Origin of the sequence: Bradyrhizobium sp. MOS003 (genome assembly GCF_003020125.1) — a bacterium.
Lineage (GTDB): Bacteria > Pseudomonadota > Alphaproteobacteria > Rhizobiales > Xanthobacteraceae > Bradyrhizobium.
Genome location: NZ_PYFW01000001.1, coordinates 281,356 through 306,388 on the forward strand (window position 1 = coordinate 281,356; position 25,033 = coordinate 306,388).

The window sequence follows — 25,033 nt, forward strand, 5'->3', positions numbered from 1 at the left end:
GTCGTGTGGCGACGTCGTTTCGCTCCGATTTGAATCGCGATTGGATAGACCGAGTCCCTCATGTCCACGTCCACCAAACGCTGCTATTACGAAACCCTCGAAGTCGAACGCGATGCCGACGAATCCGTTCTGAAATCGTCGTTCCGCAAGCTGGCAATGAAGTTCCATCCGGACCGCAATCCCGGGGACGACACCAGCGAGGTCAAGTTCAAGGAAATCAACGAGGCCTACGAGGTCCTCAAGGACAAGGACAAGCGCGCGGCCTATGATCGCTACGGCCATGCCGCCTTCGAGCAGGGCGGCGGCGGTGGTGCCGGCTTCGGCGCGGGCTTCGCCTCTTCCTTCTCCGACATTTTCGAAGATCTGTTCGGCATGGCCGGACAACGCGGTCGCGGCGGCCGCGAGCGTGGCGCCGACTTGCGCTACAATATGGAAATCACGCTCGAGGAAGCCTTCGGCGGCAAGACCGCGCAGATCGAGATTCCGGTCTCGGTCACCTGCGAGGCCTGCTCGGGCATCGGCGCCAAGGCCGGGACCAAGCCGAAGACCTGTTCGACCTGCGGCGGCGCCGGCCGCGTGCGGCAGTCGCAGGGCTTCTTCACGCTGGAGCGGACCTGTCCGGGCTGCCAGGGCCGCGGCCAGATGATCGAGGATGCCTGCCCGTCCTGCTCGGGACAGGGCCGCGTCACCCGCGAGCGGAATCTTTCGGTCAACATTCCCCCGGGCGTCGAGGATGGCACGAGGATCAGGCTCGCCGGCGAAGGCGAGGCGGGGGTCCGCGGCGGTCCGCCCGGCGACCTCTACATCTTCCTGTCGCTGACCCAACACCAGTTCTTCCAGCGCGACGGCGCCGATCTGCATTGCCGTGTCCCGATCTCGATGGTGACGGCCGCCCTCGGCGGCGAATTCGAGGTGCCGACCATCGAGAAGGGCAAGACCAAAGTGAAGGTGCCGGCCGGGACCCAGTCGAACCGCCGATTCCGCATTGCATCAAAAGGCATGCCGGTGCTGCGGTCGCGCCAGATGGGCGACATGTATGTCCAGGTCGTGGTCGAGACTCCGCAGAACCTCACCAAAAAACAGCAGGAATTGCTGGCCGAGTTCGAAAAGCTGTCGAGCGGCAACACGCAGCCGGAATCCGAGGGCTTCTTCGCCAAGGTCAAGGACTTCTTCGGCAATCGGGCGAGTTGACTCGGCTTGACCATGCCGCCTTCGGCCTATACGTCTTTATGACCATTTTCTGACACGCCGCGGTCCTGCGGTCCCGTCCGGTCCTGACATGCCATTGCCATCGTCCGCGCGTGCGTTGAAGAAGCCTCGTCTCGACGACGAGGTTCGCTTTCTCAGATCATGGATCGAAAAGCCCTTGCACATGGGCGCCGTGATGCCGTCGGGCAAGCTGCTGGCCCGGACCATGGCCCATTACGTCGACGTCGATTCGGACGCGCCTGTGGTCGAGCTCGGACCCGGCACCGGCGCCATCACCTCGGCACTGGTCGAGCGCGGTGTCGATCAGAAGCGTCTCGTCCTGGTCGAATACAATCCCGGTTTCTGCGCGTTGCTGCGCGACCGCTATCCGCAGGCCAAGGTGGTGCAGGGCGATGCCTATCGCCTGCGTGATACGCTCTGGAACGTCCTGAGCGCGCCGGCCTCCGCGGTCGTCTCCGGCCTGCCGCTGGTGACAAAACCGATGCTGACGCGGCTACGGCTGATCCGCGACGCCTTCACGGCACTCGCACCCGGCGCTCCCTTCGTTCAGTTCACCTATGCGGTGGTGCCGCCGATCCCGAAATCGCTGCCCGGCGTGTCCACAGAGGCGTCGGAACGGATCTGGATGAACCTTCCGCCCGCCCGCGTCTGGGTGTATCGCAAGGACTAATTCCGCCGGCTGTCTCTCATGCGCGGCGGGCTCGTTTCGCCGAACGCATGGAAGCGGATGTCCGCACCCAAAATTCTGGTCATTCCCGGCTCGCTGCGCACCGGTTCGCACAATGCGAAGCTGGCCGCGGTCGCCGCTTATGAATTCGCCCGGGCCGGCGTCGACGTCACCCGCGTCTCGCTCGCCGATTTTCCGCTGCCGATCTATGATGGCGATCTCCAGGCCAAGTCCGGTGTGCCCAAGCATGCGGTCAATCTCAAACGCATGATCGGCACGCATCACGGCGTGCTGTTCGTCTCGCCCGAATACAACGCCTCGGTGCCGCCGCTGCTCAAGAACGCGATCGACTGGGTCAGCCGCGTGCAGGATCCGCACGAGGCACGCGGCGAGGTGTTCCGCAACCGGGCCTTTGCCCTCGCCGGCGCCTCGCAGAGCCGGCTCGGCGCGGCGCGTGCGCTGCAGGCGCTCAGGCTGATCCTGACCTCCTGCCATGCCAACGTGATTGCCAGCCAGCTCACGCTCGCCTTTGCAGACCAGGCCTATGACGATATGGACAGGCTCAAGAACGAGGCCGACATCGCCGCGATGAAGGAGCTGGTGGCGCAGTTGATCGACATTTCCCAACGCATGATGTGAGGTGACATGACGCCAGCCGAGATCGCCCCCAAGGACCGCCTGATCGTTGCGCTCGACCTGCCCAGCGTCGATGCCGCGGAGGCGACCATCAATCGTCTCGGCGACAGCGTCACCTTCTACAAGATCGGTTATCGGCTCGCTTATGCCGGCGGATTGCCGCTGGTCGGCAAGCTCGCCGACAAGGGCAAGAAGGTCTTTCTCGATCTCAAGCTGCACGACATCGGCAACACCGTGATGCAGGGCGTCGAGAGCATCACGAGGCTCGGCGCCACGTTCCTCACAGTGCACGCCTATCCGCAGACCATGAAGGGCGCGGTCGAAGGCCGCGGCAATTCGAGCCTGAAGATCCTCGCCGTCACGGTGCTGACCTCCTACAACGAGGACGATCTGCATGCGGCCGGCTATCGGCTCGGTGTCTCCGAACTGGTCGAGGCGCGCGCGCAACAGGCGCAGGTGCTAGGCATCGACGGCCTCGTCTGCTCGCCGGAAGAAGTCGGCAATTTGCGCAAGATCGTCGGCCACCAGATGAGCCTCGTCACCCCCGGCATCCGGCCGGCAGGTTCGGCAACCGGTGACCAGAAGCGCATCATGACGCCCAGCCGTGCGATCACGGCTGGCGCCGATTATCTCGTCGTCGGGCGGCCGGTGCTGGAAGCCGCCGACCCCAAGGCCGCCGCAGAGGCCATCCATGCCGAGATCGCGCAGGCGCTCGGTTAACAATCAACAACAGGGAGAAGAACAATGGCAAAAGGCTACTGGATCGGACGCGTTGATGTGAGCAATGACGAGGGCTACAAGCCCTACGCCGTCGCCAACGGTCCGATCTTTAAGAAATGGGGCGGCCGCTTCGTCGTCCGCGCCGGCAAGTTCACCACCGTCGAAGGCGCCAGCCGCACCCGCAACGTCGTGATCGAATTCCCGGACTACGAGACCGCGATCGCCTGCTACAATTCGCCGGAATACCAGGCCAACATCAAGGTGCGCCAGCCGCACTCGATCGCCGACCTCATCATCATCGAAGGCTATGACGGCCCGCAGCCGTCGGACGGCTGAGCGCCCTCGGGCCTGCATGGTTCGAGACGCCCGCTCGTGCGGGCTTCTCACCATGAGGTCTGACATTTCGCCGCGAAATCCGACCTCATCCTGAGGGCGCGCCGCAGGCGGGCGTCTCGAAGGATGGCCGCAGGCGGCCCTGCCTGATCCCCCTCGGTTGCCGGAACTGCATCCCCCGGCTAAAACGGCCCCTGAGAGGATCACACCATGTCCGACATGCGCCTGATTGTTGCTGGAGCCGGTGGCCGGATGGGCCGCGCGCTGGTGCGGGCGATCGGCGAGAGCAAAGGCGCGGTGCTGGCGGGCGCGCTGGAGATGCCGGGCTCGGAGCTGCTCGGCAAGGACGCCGGTGTGCTCGCAGGCCTGTCGGCCAACGGCATCAAGCTCTCCGCCGACCTCTGGGCGATGTCGAAGGAGGCCGATGGTATCCTCGATTTCACCGTGCCGGCCGCGACCATCGCCAATGTCGCGATCGCCGCCGAGCGCGGTATCGTGCATGTCGTCGGCACCACCGGATTGTCCGGCTCCGACAATGCCGTGATCAAGAGCGTCACCAACCGCGCCATCGTGGTGCAGTCGGGCAATATGAGCCTGGGCGTCAATCTGCTGGCGGCCGTGGTCAAGCGCGTTGCCAAGGCGCTCGACCAGAATTTTGATATCGAGATCGTCGAGACCCATCATCGCATGAAGGTCGATGCACCATCCGGCACGGCGCTGATGCTGGGACAGGCCGCAGCCAGCGGTCGCGGCGTCACGCTCGACGAACATTCCGAGCGCGGCCGTGACGGCATCACCGGCGCGCGCAGGCCGGGCAATATCGGTTTCGCCTCGTTGCGCGGCGGCACCGTCGCCGGCGATCACAGCGTCACCTTCCTCGGGCCCTTCGAGCGCCTGACGCTGTCGCATCAGGCGGAAGACCGCATGCTGTTCGCTCACGGCGCGCTGAAGGCGGCGCTGTGGGCGCATGGCAAGAAGCCGGGGCATTACTCCATGGCCGACGTGCTCGGCTTGTCTGACATTTGAACGAAACGGAAAGCAGTCGATGAGTGAACGTCTCCTCGTGCTCGTGCGCCACGGCCAGAGCGAATGGAATCTGAAGAACCTGTTCACGGGGTGGAAGGATCCTGACCTCACCGAGCTCGGCGTCAAGGAAGCCACGGAAGCCGGCCGCAAGCTGAAGGCGCAGGGCCTCGTGTTCGACGTCGCCTATACTTCGGTGCTCACGCGCGCGCAGCACACGCTCGATCTCATTCTCGGCGAGCTTGGCCAGAAGGGCCTGCCGACGATGAAGAACCTCGCGCTGAACGAGCGCGACTACGGCGATCTCTCCGGTCTCAACAAGGACGACGCCCGCAAGAAATGGGGCGAGGATCAGGTGCTGATCTGGCGCCGCTCCTACGACGTGCCGCCGCCCGGCGGCGAAAGCCTGAAGGACACGCTCGCGCGGGCATTGCCGTACTACGTGCAGGAGATCCTGCCCGGCGTGCTCAACGGAAAGCGCACCCTGGTCGCCGCTCACGGCAATTCGCTGCGCGCGCTGATCATGGTGCTGGAAAAGCTGACGCCCGAAGGCATCTTGAAGCGCGAGCTCGCCACCGGCGTGCCCATCATCTACCGCCTCAACGCGGATTCGACGGTGGCCTCGAAGCTGGATCTGGCGGGTTAGATCTTTGCTGCACATTTCGGTGCCGTAGGGTGGGCAAAGCGTAGCGTGCCCACGCAGCGTCAACGACTTGAGACAGATCGTGGGCACGGCGCTACGCGCCTTTGCCCACGGCAGTGTGCTTTTGCGCCTACTGCATCCCCAGCCGCCCGGCCTCCCAGCCCAGCATCGCCTGCTTCCGGGTGATGCCCCAATGATAGCCCGTCAGCGTGCCGCTCTTGCCGAGCGCGCGGTGGCACGGCACGACGAACGAGACCGGGTTCTTGCCGACGGCTGCACCGACGGCGCGTGAGGCCTTCGGGCTGTTGATGTTGCAGGCGATGTCGGAATAGGACACCGCGCGTCCCATCGGGATCTTCAGCAGCGTCTCCCACACCCGCACCTCGAAATCGGTGCCGATCATCACCACGCGCAGCGGCTGGTCGGGTCGCCACAGCCTGGTGTCGAAGACGCGCGCGGCGAGCGGCGCGGTGCCTTCGTGGTCTTCGACATAGGTTGCGTTCGGCCAGCGCCGCGTCATGTCGGCGAGCGCGACCTTCTCCTCACCGTGATCGGCGAAGGCGAGGCCCGACAGGCCGCGGTCGGTCGCGATCACGATCGCGGTGCCGAACGGCGAGGGGTGAAAGCCGTAACGCAAGGTCAGGCCGGCGCCGCCGTTCTTCCATTCACCCGGCGACATCGCTTCATGCGTGACGAAGAGATCGTGCAGCCGGCCCGGTCCCGATAGTCCCGAGTCGAGCGCGGCGTCGAGGATGCTCGCGGAATCCCGCAGCAAACCCTTGGCGTGATCGAGCGTCAGCGCCTGCATGAAGGCCTTCGGCGTGATCGAGGCCCAGCGACGGAACAGATGGTGCAGCTCGTCCGGCGTGACTCCGGCGGCATCCGCCATCGCCTCGATGGTCGGCTGCGCGCGCCAGTTCTCCGAAATGAAGGCGATCGCCCGGCGCACCGAATCATAGTCGCGCAGCGCGGCGTTCTGTGGGCCCGGCTTGGTCAGGCGCTGGTCATGTATGGCGAGTGTCATCATGACCGGAAATGTAGGGGAGGGACGGCTGGGAAACCACCCGATTTCCGACTGCGCTCACGTCACCGGATTGTAGGTCGGGCCGCGTCGGGCGGCATTCAGGGCACCAACCAAGGCTTTGTGGAAACTCGCCTTTTCCTCAGGTCCGAGAAAGCCGGCGATGCGCAGCCGGCGGCTGCGCGAGATCAGGTAGAGGTGCTCGATGCCGTATTCCTCGTCGACCTCCTGGTCGAGCCGGACCCAGAGCGGATTGAAGGTCCATTCCGAGACCTGGCCGCGATGGCTGACGCGCCGCACCCGCAGCTCCGAGGGCGTGACCGCGATCTCCTCGCTGGCCCGCGCCGCGCGAAAATTGGCCCTGAAGGCCCACCAGATCACGAGAACGTCGAGGCCGAAGAAGCCGAACACCGGCCAAGCACCCATCATCAGGAAGGCGAGGCCCGTGACGAAGCTGACCACGCTCACGAACAGCATCACGGCGAGGAAGCCGGTGCGGTTCAGCGAGCGATGCGGCGTCAGCACCGCGGAGAAGATCTGCACGTCGCGCGGATCAGCATCGCTGCGTTCAATTTCGTTGCCTGTGCTCATCGTCCCTCAGTATATCCCGATCATGGCGAAAATCACCCGCAAGCCGGCCCCGCGCAAGGCGGATGTGCCGAAGAAAAAGGCAAAAGCGGTCGTCGCGAAGCCGAACGCGCCCGCCAGGAAGAGCCTCAGGGCGATAAAGCGCTGGACGCCCGCCGAGGTCCACGAAGCCTTCAGCCGCTTTCACAAAGCCAATCCGGAGCCGAAGGGCGAGCTCGAGCACGTCAATCCGTTCACGCTGCTGGTCGCCGTGGTGCTGTCGGCGCAGGCAACCGATGCCGGCGTCAACAAGGCGACGCGCGCCTTGTTCGAGGTCGCCGATACCCCGCAGAAAATGCTCGATCTCGGCGAGGAGCGCTTGCGCGAGTACATCAAGACCATCGGTCTCTACCGCACCAAGGCCCGGAACGTAATTGCGCTATCGGCCAAGCTGCTCAGCGAATTCGGCGGCGAGGTGCCGCGCACGCGTGCCGAAATCGAATCGTTGCGGGGTGCGGGACGCAAGACCGCAAACGTCGTGCTCAACATGGCTTTCGGCGAGCACACCATGGCGGTCGACACGCACGTCTTCCGCGTCGGCAACCGTACGGGGCTGGCGCCGGGCAAGACGCCGCTGGAGGTCGAGCTCGGTCTCGAAAAGGTGATCCGGGCCGAGTTCATGCTCCATGCCCATCATTGGCTGATCCTGCACGGCCGCTATACTTGCCTCGCGCGCAAGCCGCGCTGCGAAGTTTGCCTGATCAACGATCTCTGCCGGTGGCCGGAGAAGACGGTGTGACGGCGGTGAGAGCAGAGCGTCTTGGGGTGATATCGTGAGTCAACAGGAACAAGTCCCGCCCGCGGCTGTCGCCGTAACGCCCGCCCCGTCAGCGAAGCCGACGCAGCGGCCGGCCGCTTCGCTGTGGAGCCGGTTCGCGATCCCCCTGTTCGCCGTGATCGTCGCGCTCGGCTTCGTCGCGCTTGCGACGCTGCGCTTCGACGAATGGGTCGGCAATGCCGTGATCCAGACCACCAATGATGCCTATGTGCGCGCCGACCTGACGCGGCTGTCGAGCCGCGTCTCGGGCGAAGTTCTGACCGTCGCCGTCACCGACTTCCAGCGCGTCAAGGCCGGCGATCTCCTGATCCAGATCGATCCCGCCGATTACGAGGCCCAGGTCGCACAGGCCGACGCCAATGTCGCCGCCGCGCAGGCAACCCTCGACAATCTGGCCAACCAGATCGAGCTGCAATATGCGACAATCGCGCAGGCGCAGGCTGCCCGGCTCTCCGCCGAAGCCATTGAGGTCGAGGCACGGCAGGAGCAGGAGCGCCAGCAATCGCTGTCGCAGACCGAATCCGGCACGCGGCAAAGGTTCGAGCAAGCCGTCGCGGCTTACGCCAAGGCGCAGGCCGACGTGCGCGCGAGCCGCGCCGTGATCGCGGCCCAGCAGCATCAGCTCGAGGTCCTGCAAGGCACCCGAAAGCAGCGCGCCGCAGACGTCGCGGCGGCCAAGGCGACGCTGGCCGGCGCCAAGCTCAAGCTCGGCTATACCCGGATCACAGCGCCGTTTGACGGCGTCGTCGGCGAGCGTCAGGTTCAGCCCGGCGACTACGTCAATATCGGCACCAACCTCATCAACGTGGTGCCGCTGCCGCAGGTCTATGTGATCGCGAACTACAAGGAAACCCAGCTCACGCACGTCGCGCCCGGGCAGCCCGTCGAGATCACCGTCGACAGTTTTCCGCGCGAGACGCTGCGCGGCAAGGTCGAGCGCATCGCGCCGGCGACGGGCTCGCAAGTGGCGCTGCTGCCGCCTGATAACGCCACCGGCAATTTCACCAAGGTGGTGCAGCGTATCCCCGTGCGCATCCGGCTCGACGACGGCCAGCAGCTCACGGCGCGCCTGGTGCCGGGCATGTCGGTGGTCACCCGCATCGACACCAAGGCTGGCAATGGCGGAAAATGACGACGCCGATCGCGGACCGCTCTCGCGCGGCGGCGTCGCGCCGCAGCCGCTGTTCGCCGTGGCGGCGGTGCTGCTCGGCTCGTTCCTCGCCAATTTCGACAGCCGTCTGACCACGGTCGGCCTGCCCGACCTGCGCGGCGCCTTCTCGCTCTCGTTCGACGAGGGCGCCTGGCTCTCCACCGCCGGCATCGGCTCGCAGATCTTCGTCGCGCCCGCGGTGGCCTGGCTCGCCACCGTGTTTGGGCTGCGCCGCGTGCTCGGCATTCCGAGCCTGGCCTATGCGCTGATCTCGCTGATCATTCCGTTCGTGCACGACTATCCGACGCTGCTCGCGCTCAGCGTCGTGCACGGCCTTTTGCTCGGCACCTTCGTGCCGGCGACGCTGATGATCGTGTTCCGCAACCTGCCGATCCGCTGGTGGCTGCCGGCGATCTCGATCTATGCGATCCGCGTCGGCTTCGCCTTGGATAGCTCGACCTCGCTGGTCGGCTTCTATGTCGAGCATCTCGGCTGGCAATGGCTCTATTGGCAGGGTGTGGTGATCGCGCCCTTGATGGGCCTGATGGTCTATCTCGGCACACCGAACGAGCCCATGAACCGCGCGCTGCTGCGCGAGGCCGATTGGGGCGGCATGCTGCTGCTCGGCGCAGGGGTCGCGATGGTCTATGCCGGGCTCGATCAGGGCAACCGGCTGGACTGGCTGGGTTCGGGCACGGTGATGGCGCTGCTCGCCAGCGGCGCGGCGTTGCTCGCGGCCTTTCTCGTCAACGAGTCGCTGGTGCGGCAGCCCTGGGCGCATGTGAACGTCTTGTTCTCGCGCAATATCGGTTTGGGACTGGTCCTGATCCTGCTCTACACGCTGACCAGCCTGTCCAATGCGTCGCTGGTACCGAACTTCCTGGCCACCATCACCCAGCTCAGGCCGGAGCAGAGCGGCATGCTCCTGCTCGCCTATGGCGCGTTGCCGATGTTCGTGCTGGTGCCGCTCTCGATCTGGCTGCTGCGACATTTCGATACGCGAACCGTGGTGGTCCTGGGATTCGCCTGCTTCGCCGCCGCCAATCTCTGGGGCACGCAACTCACCCATGACTGGGCGCGCGAAGACTTTGTCGGCATCGTGCTGCTGCAGGCGATCGGGCAGGCGCTGACCTTGTTGCCGCTGATCATCACGCTGTTGTCGAACTCCGACCCGAGCCGGGCTACCTCGTTCGCCGCCTATATCCAGATCATGCGGCTTGGCGGCGCCGAGATCGGCGTGGCGCTGATGGGGACGTGGCTGCGCGTGCGTGAGCAGGTCCATTCCTTCTATCTCGGCCAGAACCTCGGCGTCGGCGATCTCGACGTGGTCCGTGTCCTGAAGCAGCTCACCGATCAATTCTCCGCCCATGGGACAGGATCGGCGCAGGCCCGGGCGGTCGGAACGCTCGCAGGCTTCGTGCAGCGCGAGGCCAATGTGCTCGCCTATATCGACGGCTTCTGGCTTTGCTTCTGGCTCGCGGTGGCCGGCCTCGGCGTCGTCGCGCTGATCACCCGCGCGCCGCCCGGTCCGTTCACGCCGGCCCCGTTCGGCTTCGCCAAGACGGTGCTGCGGAAATGCGGCGTGCAGGTGACGTAGGGCGCGTCACCGCATCTGCCGCGCCGGCTCGATCAGCTCGGGCCGCGGGCCTGACAGCCGCTTGTGCATGTGGACCATGAAGGCCATGGCGAAGATCGGCGTCGCCAGATTGACGATCGGGATCGAGACGAAGGCGGCGATGAACAGGCCGGCGGTGAAGATGGTGGCGGCATTGTCGCGCCGCATTGCCTTGGCTTCCTCCGGCGAGCGAAAGCGCATCGCAGCAAGCTCGAAATATTCGCGGCCGAGCAGCCAGGCGGTGGCGAGGAAGAAGATCAGGAAGCCTGCGCCTGCGAACAACACCAGCGGCAACGCGATCAGATAGACCAAGATGGTCAGGAGCGCGGTCTTGACGCCCTCGTAGATCGCCTGGCTGAACGGCAGCGCAACGCCAGGCCGTTCGGCGGGATAGTGCTCGCGCTCGACGATGTCGGCGACGTCGTCGACGAACAGGCTCGCCACCAGTGAGGTGATCACCGGCATCAGAAACACGGCCCCGAACACGACGCCAAGTCCCGCCGCGATCGAGACGATCCAGGCCAGGACCTCGAGCGACGTGTGCCAGCCGGGACCGAGCAGGCCCTCAAGCCAGACTTCGCCATAGGTCGCAAACCAGCTCAGCAACCGCTGCAGGCCGATCGCCAGCACGATGATCAGCACGAGCGCAAGCCCGATCGACCGCCACAGGATCGAGCGCATCGGCGGCGAGATCATTTGCGACAGCGCCTTGATGGCGGCATCCAGCATGGGGGACCCTCGGAGGTGAATGACGGGCGAGAGGTAGAGACAGATTGCGGCTTCGGCAAGGGAGGGCGGCCCGACTTCCTTCAACCGGACCGCAGTATCGTAGGGTGGGCAAAGCGCAAGCGTGCCCACGCCTTTGTTGCTTATTGATGGAGATCGTGGGCACGGCGCAAGAGCGCCTTTGCCCACCCTACGTGATGGAGTCAGCGGATAGAGCCGCTCACCCCCAAGGGGCGCGCAACGCCTCAGCTATCCATGCCGGTGCCCGTGCTTCCGCGCCTTCGCCGGCTTGCCCTCGCCGGTCGGGATCATCACCACGCGGCCGTAGCGGACGCCGCGTTCGGCGATGATGTGGTCGGCGAAATGCTTGACCTCGTCCGCCGATCCCTTCAGCGCCGTCATCTCCATGCAATTGTTGTCGTCGAGATGGACGTGCAACGTCGCGAGCGCGAGGTCGTGATGGCCGTGGAATTCCTGCACCAGACGTTTCGACAGATCGCGCGCGGCGTGGTCGTAGACATAGACGAGGCCGGCGACGCATTGGCCGGTCTGCGCGGTGTCCTCGGTGCTCTGCTGCAGGCCGGCGCGGGCGAGATCGCGGATGATCTCGGATCGGTTCTGATAGCCGCGCGCCTCCGCCGCCGCGTCGATCTCCGCCAGCAGATCGTCCTCGATCGTGATCGTAATTCGCTGCATCAGATCCTCTCGGTGCATCTCAACTGTGTCCCGTGAACCGTAGCCCGGATGGAGCGAAGCGCAATCCGGGACGATGCCGATATGCGGGCAAGACGCCCGGATTTCGCTTACGCTCCATCCGGGCTACCGCGACGTCCTCACAGCCGCGTGGCCCGCAGCCGCAGCGCATTCCCGACCACGCTCACCGAGGACAGCGCCATCGCTGCCGCGGCGACGATCGGCGAGAGCAGCAGGCCGAAGGCGGGATAGAGGATGCCGGCCGCGATCGGGATGCCGGCGGCGTTGTAGATGAAGGCGAAGAACAGGTTTTGCCGGATGTTGCTCATCGTCGCCTGCGACAGCTTTCGCGCGCGGACGATGCCGACGAGATCGCCCTTGAGCAGTGTGATGCCGGCGCTCTCCATCGCCACGTCAGTGCCGGTGCCCATGGCGATGCCGACTTCGGCGGCGGCCAGCGCCGGCGCGTCGTTGACGCCGTCGCCGGCCATCCCGACGATGCGGCCGGCCTTTTGCAGCCTCGAGACCACCGCGCTCTTCTGATCCGGCAGCACCTCGGCCTCGACATCGGCGATGCCGAGCCGGCGCGCCACGGCCTCCGCCGTCGTCCGGTTGTCGCCGGTCAGCATGATGACCTTGATGCCTTCGACCGCGAGCGCCTTCAGCGCCTCCGGGGTCGAAGCCTTGACCGGATCAGCGATCGCGAACAGGCCGGCGAGCCGGCCATCGACGGCCATGTTGATCACCGTGGCCCCATCCCGGCGCAGCCGTTCTGCCTCGGCGTGGAGCGTCGTCGTGTCGATCCCGAGCGAGGCGAGATATCCGGTATTGCCGAGCGCGATGGTCTTGCCGTCGACCTTTCCGGTGGCGCCCTTGCCGGTCGGCGAGTCGAATTGCTCGACCTGGCCGAAGGCAAGCGCCTTCTCCTTGGCCGCGCGCACGATGGCGTCGGCCAAGGGATGCTCGCTGGCGCGCTCCACGCTGGCCGCCAGCCGGAGGATGTCGTCTTCGACGAAGCCGGATGCCGGCACGATCGCGACCACCTTGGGCTTGCCCTCGGTCAGCGTGCCCGTCTTGTCGACCACCAGCGTGTCGATCTTCTCCATCCGCTCCAGCGCCTCGGCGTTCTTGATCAGCACGCCGGCTTGCGCGCCGCGGCCGACTCCGACCATGATCGACATCGGGGTCGCGAGACCTAGCGCGCAGGGGCAGGCGATGATCAGCACGCTGACGGCAGCGACCAGGCCGAAGGCCAGCCGCGGCTCTGGTCCGAACCAGACCCAGGCAGCAAAGGCGGCGAGGGCGACGGCGATGACGGTCGGGACGAACCAGCCCGCGACCTGATCGGCCAACCGCTGGATCGGTGCGCGCGAGCGCTGCGCATCGGCGACCATCTGCACGATCTGCGACAGCAACGTCTCGCGTCCGACCTTGTCGGCTCGCATGATGAAGCCGCCTGATTGGTTCAGCGTGCCGGCGATGACCTTGGCGCCCGCCTCCTTGGTGACCGGCATGGATTCGCCCGTCACCAGGGATTCGTCGAGCGAGGAGCGGCCCTCCAGGATGGTTCCGTCGACCGGCACCTTCTCGCCGGGGCGGACGCGCAAGCGGTCGCCGGCGTGAAGCGTGTCAATCTCGACCTCGTGCTCGCTGCCATCGGCGCCGACGCGACGCGCGGTCTTCGGCGCGAGCTGCAACAGTGCCTTGATCGCGCCGGAGGTCGCATCGCGGGCGCGCAGCTCCAGCACCTGGCCGAGCAGCACAAGTACGGTGATGACCGCAGCCGCCTCGAAATAGACGGCAACCGCACCTTCATGGCCGCGGAAAGTGGCAGGAAAGATCTGCGGGGCGACCGTGCCGATGATGCTGTAGACATAGGCAACCCCCGTGCCCATCGCGATCAGCGTGAACATGTTAAGGTTGCGCGTCAGCAGCGATTGCCAGCCGCGAACGAAGAACGGCCAGCCGGCCCACAGCACCACGGGGGTGGCGAAAGCGAGCTGGATCCAGTTCGACAAGGTCGGATCGATCCAGTTGTGGGGACCGGCGAGATGACCGCCCATCTCCAGCACCACGGCCGGTAACGCGAGCGCGCCGCCGATCCAGAACCGCCGCGTCATGTCGGCGAGCTCCGGGTTGGGACCAGTGTCGAGGCTCGCCACCTCCGGCTCCAGCGCCATGCCGCAGATCGGGCAGCTGCCGGGTCCGACCTGACGGATCTCCGGATGCATTGGGCAAGTGTAGATCGTGCCCGCCGGCATTTCGGGTTCGGGCGACTTCTCCTTGGCGAGATATTTGGCTGGGTCAGCGGCGAATTTGGTGCGGCAGCCGGCCGAGCAGAAATGGAAGGTCTCGCCGTGATGTGTGAGGTGATGCTTCGAAGTCGCAGGATCGACGCTCATGCCACAGACGGGATCCTCGACCTTGGTCGCGGTGTCACCGTGATCATGGGTGTGGCCGGAATGATCGCCATGTCCGCCGCAGCAGGAGGAGGCCGCAGGCTTGGCGGCTGGCGTCGCGGTGTTGCTCGAACAGCCGCATCCGGCGTGAGGGGTTGTGTCGTGATGTTGCCCGTGTTCCGGCTTGTTCATAATCCTGCTCCAGCGGTGTTCAGGTCTTGCAACCCATACCCGGTAGGGGTATATAGACCTCATGCGCAAGGACATCAAGACATCCGTCGGAAAACGTCTCGGCCGGATCGAAGGCCAGGTTCGCGGCCTCTCGAAAATGGTAGAGGAGGACCGCTACTGCATCGACATCGTGACGCAGATCTCGGCGGTGCGGGCCGCGCTGCGCCGGGTCGAGGAGGAGGTCCTCAAGGACCACGTCGCCCATTGCGTCGAGCACGCGATATCGAGCGGCGACAAGGCCGACCAACGAGCGAAGATCGCGGAGCTGATGGCGGTGATCGGACGGGCGGAGCGGTAGGTCCTTACGTCAGTCATTGCGAGGAGCTCGCGACAAAATTGCGTAGCAATTTTGCGCTGATGCGACGACGCAATCCAGCCTGCCGCCGCGGACGGATTCCGGATGGCTTCGCTACGCTCGCAATGACGGCGTTGATGAAGCCGGCTAACTACGCCGCCATTTGTCGCGCCAGTGCGCGGTACGTCGCGAGTTCGCTCAGCTGCACGAAATGTTCGGAGAAGGCGGCGCTCGCCTCCGCAAGGCCCACACTCACTTGCTCAGCCGGAATCTCAGCCGGCGCCTCTTCGTCAACCGCTTCAGGAACGAGCGGCGGCGCCATGAACGTTTCTGGAAACACACCGAATGAGCCGGCTACCTCCTCGAGCGGCTTCTGCTTGTCGGCCCAGTGCAAGGCGGTGTAGTCGAAGCCGTGCACGATGGTGGGTTTGACGACTTCGAAATAGGGCGAGATGTCGAAGTCGCGGGGCATGTAGAGCGAGGAATCGCGAATGTGCAGGATCTCGCGGCGGGCGGCGCGGCTGCCGGCCTTGGTGATCTTCGGCAGGATCGGATAGCGCACCGCGTCGAACGCCTGCGCGATCAGCGCCGAGCAGATGATCTTGGTCGGATCGCCCGAGCCGATCGCGATCATGCGTCGCCGCCAGCGCTGCGGCACCGGCAGCGGGAACAGGAAGCGCATGAGGTCGACGATGTTCTTGGTGTCGTAGCCGAAGCCGATGCGGTTGATTGCATAGCGGCACACCGTGGTTCGGTCCTCGTAGGACAGCCCGACCGGGCGGCAGACCCGGGTATGATAGGGGAAATATTTCGACAGCGGTGCCGAGGTGACGCCTTCACCGATATTGGCTTCGATCAGCACGTGAGGTTCGCCGTCGGGCTCTTCGGCGCCCTCGACCGGGCCGACATAAAGCGCTGCATGCGACCAGGTCGACTGTGTGAGATATTTGATGATGCCGGAGATGCGGTTGTTGCCCTCGACCAGCAGCACGTCGCCTGGTTCGATGACGCCGCGCAGGTGCTCCGGGTCGCTCGGCGTGAACGGCTCGTAGCCCGGCACCTCCTTGGAGAGGTACGCGGCAATCAGCTTGCCGACTGAATCCAGGACCGTCCCCATTTTCCAACTCCCCCCACGGCCTTTTGCGGCCGTCTTTTTTCCCTTCTCTATCATGGTCTAAACCTGTTGCAATTCGGTTCATCGTTCCGTGACATCAAGCACGATTGATTCACCATGATGGTTGCCGTGCAACATCAGATGCGGCAAGGTTCGCTGACTGTTCCCGTTCGCCGCAAGTCCTCGGAAACCATGACATGACAATCACGCGCCGCGGTTTCCTTGTCGCGTCGGCGGGCCTTGCCGCAATGCCGGTCCTGCGCGCAACCGCCGCGCCCCTGCCGCGTGAGGCCGACATCGTCGTGATCGGCGCGGGGGCTGCGGGTATCGCCGCGGCGCGGCGCATCGTGGCGACGGGCCGCAAGGTCGTCGTGATGGAAGCGGCATCGCAGATCGGCGGCCGCTGTATCACCGACAGCACGACCTTCGATGTGCCGTTCGACCGCGGTGCGCGCTGGATGCACAATCCCGACACCAATCCGATGATCCGGCTGGCGCGTAGCGTCGGGCTGGACGTGCTGCCGGCGCCAACGGGCCAGAAGATGCGCATCGGCCGCCGCAATGCCCGCGCGGGCGAGACCGAGCAATTCCTGGCGGCGCTGGTGCGCGCCAACCGCGCCATCGACGAGGCCTCGCGGGCCAAGCTGGATACTTCCTGCGCGTCCGTGCTGCCGAAGGATCTCGGCGACTGGGCGGGCGCGGCCGAGTTCCTGCTGGGCGCGGGCTTTGCCGGCAAGGACCTGAAGGAACTGTCCGCGATCGACAAGGGGCGCGCGCAAGACCGCAACGCGGCGATCGCCTGCCGTCAGGGCCTGGGCACGTTGATCACCAAGCTGGGCGAGCAGGCGCCCGTGGCACTGTCGACGCCGGCGAGCCGTATCAGCTGGAGCAATCGCGACGTCAGCGTGGAGACGCCAGCGGGGAAGATCGCCGCGCGCGCCGTCATCGTCACGGTCTCGACCAACGTGCTGACATCGGGCGCGATCAAGTTCACGCCCGACATCCCCAAACGCACGCTAGACGCGGCCTCGAAGCTCGGCCTCGGCAGCTACGATCGCATCGTGCTGCAATTGCCGGGCAATCCGCTCGGCCTGTCGCGCGACGATATCCTGATCGAGCAGAGCAATTCGACACGCACGGCACTCATGTTCGCCAATATGGGCGGCTCCTCGCTGTGTTCGATCGACGTCGGCGGCTCATTCGGCCGCGATCTCTCCGAGCTGGGCGAGAAGGCGATGGCCGCGTTCGCCAGGGAATGGATCACAAAACTGTTCGGCAGCGAGGCCGCGGCTGCCATCGGGAAGACCAGCGCGACCCGCTGGAATGCCTCGCCCTACGTCATGGGCGCGATGTCGGCAGCCGCGCCTGGCGGCCAGCTGTCGCGAAAAATCCTGAGCGAGCCGATCGGCAATGTGTTCCTCGCGGGCGAGGCCACGCACGAGACGCTGTGGGGCACCGTCCACGGCGCCTGGGAAAGCGGTGAGCGCGCCGCGGACGCAGCCTTGCGCAAGATCGGTGCGCTGAAGGATGAGCCCGCTGACGTGCCGACGCAGTCGACGAAGAAGCGTCGCGTGCCGCGACAATAGGCGGGGATCTAGCGCAGCACCCCGTCCAGCACCGGCAGTCCCGCGATCACCGCAATCGCGATCAGCGCATAGCAGATCGCACGAAACACTTTCTCGCTCGCGCGGCCGAACAGCAAGGCGCCGAACGCGACTCCGATCGCGTAGACCGGGCCGACGATCAGCGAGAGCACGAGCGATTCTCGGCTGATCAGGCCCGTGGTCGCATAGCTGATCAGCGAGAAGAAATCAGACGCGCCGAAGAACAGCACGATATTGGCGCGCGCGACGATCGGTGCGATCGGGCGGCCGAGCCAATAGCCGACGATCGGCGGGCCGCCGGTCTGCGCAAGGCCGCTGCAGAAGCCCGACAGGCCGCCGATGCCGACCGAGAGCCATGCGTGGTCCTTGCCGCGATAGCGCCAGCCCGACAGCAGCAGGAGCAGCAGCGCGGCGACGAAGCAGGAGATGATCCAGCGCGTGGTGACGGGTTCGAGCACGCTGAGGAAATAGGTGCCGACGGGAACGCCGACCAGCGCGCCCAGCACGATCACAGCGGTGGCCTTGCGATCCGCCTTCCGCCATGCATCCGGCAGCAGCGGTGCGGCCGCGATGAAATCGATCACGAGAAGCAAGGCGGCGACGAGCCGCGGCGCGGCGATGCTGCTCGCCAACGGCATGAAGATCAGCGCGGAGCCGAAGCCGGAGAAGCCGCGCGCAGTACCGGAAACGAACGCGACGGCGCAGAGCGCCATCGCAATGCTGAGGCTGACGTCCTTCGGAAGGAAGTCCGCAATATTCATCCCCGCAGCATGCCGCCGGTCTTCTTCGTGACCTCGGCCACGATCTTCGCAGCGACGGCCTCGATCTCCTGATCGGTCAGCGTCTTCTCGCGCGGCTGGATCGTCACGGCGATGCCGATCGACTTCTTGCCGTCGTCGATGCCCTTGCCTTCGTAGACGTCGAACACGTTCACGCCGGTGATCAGCTTCTTGTCGACGCCCTGCGCGGCCCGCACGATGTCGCCGGCCTTCACGCCGCGATCGACGATGAAGGCGAAGTCGCGCGTGACAGGCTGGAATGCGGAGAGCTCGATCACGGGCTTGGCGCGGGTCGGCTTCTTCTTCGCCTCGGGGATGCGGTCGAGGATCACCTCGAACACGACAAGCGGACCATCGGCGCCGAGCGCCTCGAGCGCTCCGGGATGCACCTCGCCGAAATGGCCGAGCACGTTCTGCGGCCCGATCTGGATCGTGCCGGAACGGCCCGGATGCAGCCAAGCCGGTCCACCTGCGACGATCTGCAGCGCCTGCATCGGCGCACCGGCGGCTGCCAGCACGGCCAGCGCATCGGCCTTGGCGTCGAACACATCGGCCTGAGCCGAGCCCGACCAATGCCGCCCCAGACCTTCCGAGGAGGCAAAGCCGCGACGCACGCCGCTTGCGGCGATGAACTGGTCCTGCGGGCGGTCGCCCTTGAAAATTTGTCCGACCTCGAACAGTGCGACATCGCTGACGCCACGATTGGCGTTGGCTTGTGCGGCCGCGATCAGGCCCGCGAGCAGCGTCGGGCGCATGTCGGAGAGATCCGCCGCGATCGGGTTGGCGACTTCGAGCTCACGCTGGCCGCCGCCGAACAGCTTTGCCGCGGACTTCGTAATGAACGACCAGGTCACCGCCTCGATGACGCCGCGGCTTGCGAGCGCGCGCCTGGCGCGCCGGGTTCGCTGCTGAAGCGGCGTCAGCACCGGCTTGCGCGCGTCCTCGCCCCGCTCGAACGGCGTCATCGGCACCTTGTCGACGCCAAAGATGCGGACGATCTCCTCGACGATGTCGGCCTTGCCGTGCACGTCGGAGCGCCACGAGGGCACCGCGACCTTCACCACCGGGCCGGGGCCCGCCATCATGAAGCCGAGATGCGTCAGGATGCGCTTCATCTCCGGCTGCTGCACCTCGATGCCGGACAGGCGCTTGACCTCGGTGACGGGGAAATCGATCACGCGGTCCTCGCCGAAGGCCTTGCCGGCCACGACGGTCTCGGACGGCGTGCCGCCGCACATCTCCATGACGAGCTTGGTCGCCAGCTCCAGCCCCGGCACCATGAAGGCCGGATCGACGCCGCGCTCGAAGCGGTAGCGCGCGTCCGAATTGATGCCGAGCTTGCGGCCGGTCTGGGCGATGTTGATCTCGTTCCACAGCGCCGATTCGATCAGCACGTCGGTGGTGTTTTCATCGCAGCCCGAGGCCTCGCCGCCCATGATGCCGGCGAGCGATTCGACGCCGTGCTCGTCCGCGATCACGCAAACCGCGGGATCGAGATTGTAGGTGCGGCCGTCGAGCGCGAGCAGCGTCTCGCCGTCACGCGCGCGGCGCACGACGAGATTGCCCTTGACCTTCTTGGCGTCGAACACGTGCAGCGGACGCGCGCGGTCGTAGGTCATGAAGTTGGTGATGTCGACCAGCGCGTTGATTGGGCGCAGCCCGATCGCGGTCAGCCGCTTCTGCAGCCATTCCGGCGACGGGCCGTTCTTGACGCCACGCACGAGACGCATCGCAAATCCCGGACACAGCGTGGCGTCTTCGACCGTGACCTGCACGGGACAAGGGAATTCGCCCTTGATCGGCTTGATGGTCGGGTCCTTGAATTTTCCCATGTCGGCGGCGGCGAGGTCGCGCGCGATGCCGTGCACGCCTGTGCAGTCCTGCCGATTGGGCGTCAGATTGATCTCGACCACGGGATCGCCGAGGCCGGCCCATTCGGCGTAAGCAGCGCCGATCGGCGCGTCCGCCGGCAATTCCATGATGCCGTCATGGTCGTTGGAGATCTGCAGCTCGGCCGCCGAACACAGCATGCCGCGGCTCTCGACGCCGCGGATGGTGCCCACACCAAGCGTGATGTCCTTGCCGGGAATGTAGGTGCCGGGCGGCGAGAACACGCTGACGAGACCGCTGCGCGCATTCGGCGCGCCGCACACGACCTGCACCGGCGCAGCGCCGTTGCCGGTATCGACCATGCAGACGCGCAGGCGATCAGCATTCGGATGCTGCTCGGCCGAGATGACCTTCGCAATGGTGAACGGCTTCAGCGCCTTCGCCTTGTCCTCGATGTTCTCGACCTCGAGCCCGATCATGGTGAGCTTCTCGGCGAGCGTGTCGAGCGGTTCGTCGGTCGCGAGATGATCCTTCAGCCAGGAGAGGGTGAATTTCACGAGCTAAGCCCTCCGGCAAGCGTTGGCACTTCGAGCGGCTTGAAGCCGTAATGGGACAGCCAGCGGACGTCGCTGTCGAACAGCTGACGGAGGTCGGCGATGCCGTATTTCAGCATGGCGATGCGGTCGATGCCCATGCCCCAGGCGAAGCCCTGGTACTCGTCGGGATCGATGCCGCAGGCGCGCAGCACGTTCGGATGCACCATGCCGCAGCCGAGAATTTCGAGCCAGTCCTCGCCCTCGCCGAAGCGGATCTCGCCCTTGTCGCGGCGGCACTGGATGTCGACCTCCAGCGACGGCTCGGTGAACGGGAAGAACGACGGGCGGAAGCGCATGCTGATGTGGTCGACCTCGAAGAACGCCTTGCAGAACTCGTGCAGGATCCACTTGAGGTGGCCGAGATGCGAGGTCTTGTCGATGACGAGGCCTTCGACCTGGTGGAATTGCGGGGTGTGGGTCGCGTCCGAATCGATCCGATAGGTGCGGCCCGGGCAGATCACGCGGATCGGCGGCTTCTGGCTCAGCATGGTACGCACCTGCACCGGCGAGGTGTGGGTTCGCAGCAGCATGCGCGAGCCGTCCTCCTTCGGGTGGAAGAAGAAGGTGTCGTGCATCTCGCGCGCCGGATGGCCTTCCGGGAAGTTCAGCTTGGTGAAGTTGTAATCGTCGGTCTCGATGTCGGGGCCTTCGGCCACCGAGAATCCCATGTCGGCGAAGATCGTGGTCAGTTCGTCCCAGACCTGGCTCAGCGGATGGATGCGGCCGGCTTCCGTCGGCGCATCGCGTAGCGGCAGCGTGACGTCGACGGTCTCGGACGCGAGACGCGCATCGAGCGCCGCCGATTTCAGCACGTCGCGCCGTGCAGCGAGCGCCGCGGTGACCTCGTCCTTGGCCTGGTTGATCGCCGCGCCCTGCGTCTTGCGCTCGTCCGGCGACATCTTGCCGAGCGTTGCCAGCAGCGCGGAAATCGAGCCCTTCTTGCCGAGGGCTGCGACACGCACGACTTCGAGCGCGGCCTCGTTGGCAGCGGCGGCGATGTCGGCGATGATCTGGGCTTGGAGCTGGGCAAGATCGGTCATGGCAATCCCTTTTGGCCAGGATGCTGAGCCGATGATCCTAGCCCGTCACACCCGGCATTACGCCGGGCTTCCACGTCGGAGAAGTGTTTGCGCGAGAGATGAAGGCCGGGGCAGTCGGGCGCGGTAACGCGCCTCTGCCCGGGCCATCACAAGAGGAAGGCTACGCAGAGCACAGTGCAGGACGGCTCACGCCGCCAGCACAGCTCCGGCCGCATTACGCCGCGAGGGCGGCCTTGGCCTTCTCGGCGATCGCCTGGAACGCCGCGGGCTCGCTGATCGCGAGATCCGACAGCACCTTGCGGTCAACGGTGACCCCGGACTTGGCCATGCCGTCGATAAATCGGCTATAGGTCAGGCCGAACGGACGCACGGCAGCGTTGATGCGCTGGATCCACAGTGCGCGGAAGGTCCGCTTCTTGCGCTTGCGATCACGGAACGCGTACTGCTGGGCCTTCTCCACGGCCGGCTTGGCGGCGCGGATGGTGTTCTTGCGGCGGCCGTAGAAGCCCTTGGCGGCCTTGTAGACTTTCTTGTGCTTGGCGTGGGCGGTCACACCGCGTTTGACGCGAGACATGACGAAATCCTTCAGAGATGACTTTGGTTATCGGATTGCCGCGCAAAAGGCGGCACGGTTGGCAATGATCGTGGACGCGATCAGGCGTTCGGCAAGAAGTACTTCTTGACGTTGTCGCCGTCGGTCTTGAACAGCACCGCGGTGCCGCGCAGCTGACGGATCTGCTTCTTCGTCCGCTTGATCATGCCGTGACGCTTGCCGCGATGGGCGAACATCACTTTGCCGGTGGCAGTCACCTTGAAGCGCTTTTTAGCGCCCGACTTGGTCTTCAGCTTGGGCATTTGGCTCTCCTAATGGCGCAGGGATCCGCCCGCGAAGGCGGCTGGCCGTCAAAAATGCTCGTTAGAGCGTTGATTGTGCTCAAGTTTTGCGAACAAGCGCGAAACCCGCACGGACACCGCCACGGCAGCCCTTAATCAGCCGGGCGATGAAGGCCGGGCTTATGACAGAGAACGGGCGAATTGGCAACGATGAACCGGCGGAACCTACCGGCCGACTATTCGGTGCTGGTACACACATATGTCCAAGCAGTGTCGCCCGGAGCAGGACCAAGATGGCCCATTTGTCCCAAACGCCTTTCTTTTTGACTGATTTCGCCCGCCCGCGCCGTCTGGCGCTGCTTGCCATACTTGCCACAGCCGCACTGCCATCCACCGCCGATGCCCGCGCCGGCGGTTATGACGGCATCTGGAATGTCACCTTCGCCACCACCCGGGGCAATTGCAGCTCCGGCTATAGCGTCCCCTTCACGGTGACGGGCAGCCGTGTCTCCTCCGCGGGCGGCGGCCGGGTCTCCGGCACGGTCAAGCGCGGCGGTGCAGTGGCGGTCCATGTCTCGGTCGGGGCCTCCCATGCCAGCGGCGGCGGCCGGCTCGCCGGCGTGAATGGCACCGGCTCGTGGAAGGGCATCATTTCCGGCGACCAGTGCAGCGGCACCTGGCAGGCGACGAGGACCTGAACAAAAACGGCCCGCCGGATCATCCGGACGGGCCGTTGAAATCTCTATCTTAAAAAGCCGGCGTCAGCGCGGCGCCAGCACCATGACGACCTGACGGCCCTCGAACCTGGCGTCCTGCTCGACCTTGGCGAGCTCGGCGACGTCGGTCTTGATCTTGTCCAGAAGCTTGGTGCCGATCTCCTGGTGCGCCATTTCGCGGCCACGATAACGCAGGGTGATCTTGACCTTGTCACCCTCTTCGAAGAATCGCTGCATCGCGCGCATCTTAACTTCGTAATCGTGGTCGTCGATCATCGGGCGGAGCTTGATCTCCTTGATCTCGACGATCTTCTGCCGCTTGCGGGCTTCGGCGGCTTTCTTCTGGGCGGAATACTTATATTTCCCGTAGTCCATGATCTTGCAGACGGGAGGGCTGACGTTCGGCGAGATCTCGACCAGATCCATGCCGGCTTCCTGGGCCATGCGGATAGCCGCAACGGTCTCGACGGTGCCTTTGTTGTCACCCGCCTGATCGATCAGCTGGATCTGCGCATTGCGGATATCATCATTGATGCGCGGCCCGTCTTTGCTGGCAACGGGCGGGGCTTTATTGGGACGGCGAATGGGTTGTTCTCCAAAGTTGTGAAAGAGGCGGCTATTTTGCAGGAAGATGTGTTTGCCGGCAAGCAATTCGCTCGTGCGAGAAACGAAAAACCCTCAAATGCGAGGCATTTCGGTCACGCCTGGGCACGCTGACCGACATAGACACCTTGCTTCCGTTCCGCAAGCGTCCCAAAGGGACAATGCCGGTCTCCGGCGCTGCGGAATACGACCCGACAGGCCAAACCGCGCAGCCAGGGTAAACGTTCCATGACCCATGCAATTGCCGAAGCCGTGCTCGACTTCATCGATGTGGGCGAGGGCCCGTCAGCACGCAGCATCGCGGTGCGCAGCCGGCGCGGGCAGGGGCCCGGGCTGGTCTGGCTCGGCGGATTCAAATCGGACATGCAGGGCAGCAAGGCCCTGGCATTGGACGCTTGGGCTCGGGATCACGGCCGCGCCATGGTCCGGCTCGACTATTCCGGTCATGGCGAATCCGGCGGCGATTTCGCCGACGGAACCATCGGACGCTGGCTGGAGGAGTGCGTGGCGGTGTTCGAACGCTTCTGCGACGGGCCGCAGGTCCTGATCGGCTCTTCCATGGGCGGCTGGATGGCGCTGCTGCTCGCGCGGGAAATCAAGAAGCGTTCCGGCGCGGCCTCGCTTGCCGGGCTCGTGCTGATCGCGCCTGCGCCTGATTTCACGGAAGAGCTGATGTGGAAGAATTTTCCCGCCGCGGTGAAGCAGGAGATCGAGGCCAAAGGTGTCTGGATGCGTCCGTCAGAGTATGGCGACGGCTCGCCCTATCCGATCACGCGGAACCTGATCGAGGAGGGCCGCAACCATCTCGTGCTCGGCAGCGCCATCGATCTCGGCTGCCCGGTCCGCATCCTGCAGGGCGCGAAGGATCCTGATGTGCCCTGGCAGCACGCGTTCGCGCTGACGCATCGCCTGCCGGCCGACGACGTCGTGCTGACCATGATCCAGGACGGCGACCACCGCCTTTCCCGCCCGCAGGACATCGCCCGCATTCTTGCCGCGGTCGCCGAGATCGGGTGAAGTGTCTTCTAACAGCAGCTGTCATCGCCCGACTTGATCGGGCGATCCAGTATTCCACCAGCGGTCTTGATTGAACCGAAAGGCCGCGGCGTACTGGATGCGCCCTCGCAGGGCATGACGGAAAATGAAATAGG

26 protein-coding genes are annotated in these 25,033 nt (G+C 65.3%); 14 read left to right on the forward strand and 12 right to left on the reverse strand.

Annotated elements, in window-relative coordinates:
• Positions 1-60: 60 nt before the first annotated feature.
• From dnaJ to C7G42_RS01420, 7 genes are all read left to right on the forward strand, one after another.
• Positions 61-1,191 (forward strand): molecular chaperone DnaJ, encoded by a 1,131-nt coding sequence (gene dnaJ, locus C7G42_RS01390; protein ID WP_106947326.1) that lies wholly within the window; start codon positions 61-63, stop codon positions 1,189-1,191.
• A gap of 88 nt (positions 1,192-1,279) precedes the next feature.
• Positions 1,280-1,879, forward strand: coding sequence for a class I SAM-dependent methyltransferase (locus C7G42_RS01395; RefSeq protein ID WP_027534962.1), 600 nt, complete (start codon positions 1,280-1,282; stop codon positions 1,877-1,879).
• A 57-nt stretch (positions 1,880-1,936) separates the two neighbouring features.
• Complete coding sequence (locus C7G42_RS01400) at positions 1,937-2,515, forward strand: NADPH-dependent FMN reductase (protein ID WP_106948803.1); 579 nt, start codon at positions 1,937-1,939, stop codon at positions 2,513-2,515.
• A gap of 6 nt (positions 2,516-2,521) precedes the next feature.
• On the forward strand, positions 2,522-3,232 hold the full coding sequence (gene pyrF / locus C7G42_RS01405; RefSeq protein ID WP_106947327.1) for an orotidine-5'-phosphate decarboxylase: 711 nt from the start codon (positions 2,522-2,524) through the stop codon (positions 3,230-3,232).
• Positions 3,233-3,256: 24 nt separating this feature from the next.
• A complete protein-coding gene (locus C7G42_RS01410) occupies positions 3,257-3,568 on the forward strand; it encodes a DUF1330 domain-containing protein (protein WP_106947328.1) in 312 nt (103 codons plus the stop codon).
• 207 nt (positions 3,569-3,775) lie between these two features.
• Positions 3,776-4,591, forward strand: a complete 816-nt coding sequence (gene dapB, locus C7G42_RS01415; RefSeq protein WP_106947329.1) for a 4-hydroxy-tetrahydrodipicolinate reductase — start codon at positions 3,776-3,778, stop codon at positions 4,589-4,591.
• Between the two features lie 19 nt (positions 4,592-4,610).
• Positions 4,611-5,234 (forward strand): 2,3-bisphosphoglycerate-dependent phosphoglycerate mutase, encoded by a 624-nt coding sequence (locus C7G42_RS01420; RefSeq protein ID WP_106947330.1) that lies wholly within the window; start codon positions 4,611-4,613, stop codon positions 5,232-5,234.
• Between the two features lie 127 nt (positions 5,235-5,361).
• Here the strand turns inward: C7G42_RS01420 and C7G42_RS01425 are convergent, their stop codons facing one another.
• Positions 5,362-6,258, reverse strand: coding sequence for a methylated-DNA--[protein]-cysteine S-methyltransferase (locus C7G42_RS01425; RefSeq protein ID WP_106947331.1), 897 nt, complete (start codon positions 6,256-6,258; stop codon positions 5,362-5,364).
• 54 nt (positions 6,259-6,312) lie between these two features.
• A complete protein-coding gene (locus C7G42_RS01430; protein WP_106947332.1) occupies positions 6,313-6,843 on the reverse strand; it encodes a DUF2244 domain-containing protein in 531 nt (176 codons plus the stop codon).
• Positions 6,844-6,865: 22 nt separating this feature from the next.
• Between C7G42_RS01430 and nth the strand changes: the two genes are divergently transcribed.
• Genes nth through C7G42_RS01445 form a run of 3 tightly spaced genes read left to right on the forward strand, consistent with a single transcriptional unit; the run spans position 6,866 to position 10,404 of the window.
• Positions 6,866-7,618 carry an endonuclease III gene (gene nth / locus C7G42_RS01435; RefSeq protein ID WP_199580593.1) on the forward strand — a complete coding sequence of 251 codons (753 nt, stop codon included), beginning with the start codon at positions 6,866-6,868 and terminating at the stop codon, positions 7,616-7,618.
• Positions 7,619-7,652: 34 nt separating this feature from the next.
• Positions 7,653-8,789: an HlyD family secretion protein gene (locus C7G42_RS01440; RefSeq protein ID WP_106947334.1), complete on the forward strand. Its 1,137-nt coding sequence runs from the start codon at positions 7,653-7,655 to the stop codon at positions 8,787-8,789.
• Positions 8,776-10,404 (forward strand): MFS transporter, encoded by a 1,629-nt coding sequence (locus C7G42_RS01445; RefSeq protein WP_106947335.1) that lies wholly within the window; start codon positions 8,776-8,778, stop codon positions 10,402-10,404. The genes C7G42_RS01440 and C7G42_RS01445 overlap by 14 nt, the downstream gene beginning before the upstream one ends.
• Positions 10,405-10,410: 6 nt before the next feature.
• Here C7G42_RS01445 and C7G42_RS01450 read toward each other — a convergent pair whose 3' ends face one another.
• The 3 genes from C7G42_RS01450 to C7G42_RS01460 form a co-directional block, all read right to left on the reverse strand.
• Complete coding sequence (locus tag C7G42_RS01450) at positions 10,411-11,151, reverse strand: sulfate transporter family protein (RefSeq protein WP_106947336.1); 741 nt, start codon at positions 11,149-11,151, stop codon at positions 10,411-10,413.
• 246 nt (positions 11,152-11,397) lie between these two features.
• On the reverse strand, positions 11,398-11,844 hold the full coding sequence (nikR, locus tag C7G42_RS01455) for a nickel-responsive transcriptional regulator NikR (protein ID WP_094976030.1): 447 nt from the start codon (positions 11,842-11,844) through the stop codon (positions 11,398-11,400).
• 137 nt (positions 11,845-11,981) lie between these two features.
• Positions 11,982-14,432 (reverse strand): heavy metal translocating P-type ATPase, encoded by a 2,451-nt coding sequence (locus tag C7G42_RS01460; RefSeq protein WP_106947337.1) that lies wholly within the window; start codon positions 14,430-14,432, stop codon positions 11,982-11,984.
• Between the two features lie 61 nt (positions 14,433-14,493).
• On the opposite strand from C7G42_RS01460, the gene C7G42_RS01465 reads away from it, so the two are divergent.
• Positions 14,494-14,769 (forward strand): metal-sensitive transcriptional regulator, encoded by a 276-nt coding sequence (locus C7G42_RS01465; RefSeq protein WP_106947338.1) that lies wholly within the window; start codon positions 14,494-14,496, stop codon positions 14,767-14,769.
• 148 nt (positions 14,770-14,917) lie between these two features.
• Here C7G42_RS01465 and C7G42_RS01470 read toward each other — a convergent pair whose 3' ends face one another.
• Complete coding sequence (locus C7G42_RS01470) at positions 14,918-15,883, reverse strand: YiiX/YebB-like N1pC/P60 family cysteine hydrolase (RefSeq protein ID WP_106947339.1); 966 nt, start codon at positions 15,881-15,883, stop codon at positions 14,918-14,920.
• Between the two features lie 194 nt (positions 15,884-16,077).
• Here C7G42_RS01470 and C7G42_RS01475 point away from each other — a divergent pair, with 194 nt between their 5' ends.
• Positions 16,078-17,466, forward strand: coding sequence for a flavin monoamine oxidase family protein (locus C7G42_RS01475; RefSeq protein ID WP_106947340.1), 1,389 nt, complete (start codon positions 16,078-16,080; stop codon positions 17,464-17,466).
• Between the two features lie 8 nt (positions 17,467-17,474).
• Here C7G42_RS01475 and C7G42_RS01480 read toward each other — a convergent pair whose 3' ends face one another.
• The 5 genes from C7G42_RS01480 to rpmI form a co-directional block, all read right to left on the reverse strand.
• Positions 17,475-18,245 (reverse strand): sulfite exporter TauE/SafE family protein, encoded by a 771-nt coding sequence (locus C7G42_RS01480; RefSeq protein ID WP_106947341.1) that lies wholly within the window; start codon positions 18,243-18,245, stop codon positions 17,475-17,477.
• Entirely contained in the window at positions 18,242-20,650 is a 2,409-nt protein-coding gene (pheT, locus tag C7G42_RS01485) for a phenylalanine--tRNA ligase subunit beta (RefSeq protein ID WP_106947342.1), read from the reverse strand. The genes C7G42_RS01480 and pheT overlap by 4 nt, the downstream gene beginning before the upstream one ends.
• The gene (pheS, locus tag C7G42_RS01490; protein ID WP_106947343.1) at positions 20,647-21,729 is read right to left on the reverse strand and encodes a phenylalanine--tRNA ligase subunit alpha; all 1,083 of its coding nucleotides are present in this window, start codon (positions 21,727-21,729) and stop codon (positions 20,647-20,649) included. Before pheS ends, pheT begins: the two co-directional genes overlap by 4 nt.
• 214 nt (positions 21,730-21,943) lie before the next feature.
• Complete coding sequence (rplT, locus tag C7G42_RS01495; RefSeq protein ID WP_106947344.1) at positions 21,944-22,303, reverse strand: 50S ribosomal protein L20; 360 nt, start codon at positions 22,301-22,303, stop codon at positions 21,944-21,946.
• A gap of 80 nt (positions 22,304-22,383) precedes the next feature.
• Positions 22,384-22,584: a 50S ribosomal protein L35 gene (gene rpmI, locus C7G42_RS01500; RefSeq protein ID WP_008143958.1), complete on the reverse strand. Its 201-nt coding sequence runs from the start codon at positions 22,582-22,584 to the stop codon at positions 22,384-22,386.
• Positions 22,585-22,856: 272 nt separating this feature from the next.
• Here rpmI and C7G42_RS01505 point away from each other — a divergent pair, with 272 nt between their 5' ends.
• Complete coding sequence (locus tag C7G42_RS01505) at positions 22,857-23,261, forward strand: hypothetical protein (RefSeq protein ID WP_106947345.1); 405 nt, start codon at positions 22,857-22,859, stop codon at positions 23,259-23,261.
• 63 nt (positions 23,262-23,324) lie between these two features.
• Here C7G42_RS01505 and infC read toward each other — a convergent pair whose 3' ends face one another.
• Complete coding sequence (gene infC, locus C7G42_RS01510) at positions 23,325-23,864, reverse strand: translation initiation factor IF-3 (protein WP_094977003.1); 540 nt, start codon at positions 23,862-23,864, stop codon at positions 23,325-23,327.
• 246 nt (positions 23,865-24,110) lie between these two features.
• Between infC and C7G42_RS01515 the strand changes: the two genes are divergently transcribed.
• Positions 24,111-24,899 carry an alpha/beta hydrolase gene (locus C7G42_RS01515; RefSeq protein WP_106947346.1) on the forward strand — a complete coding sequence of 263 codons (789 nt, stop codon included), beginning with the start codon at positions 24,111-24,113 and terminating at the stop codon, positions 24,897-24,899.
• The last annotated feature ends 134 nt before the right edge of the window (positions 24,900-25,033 follow it).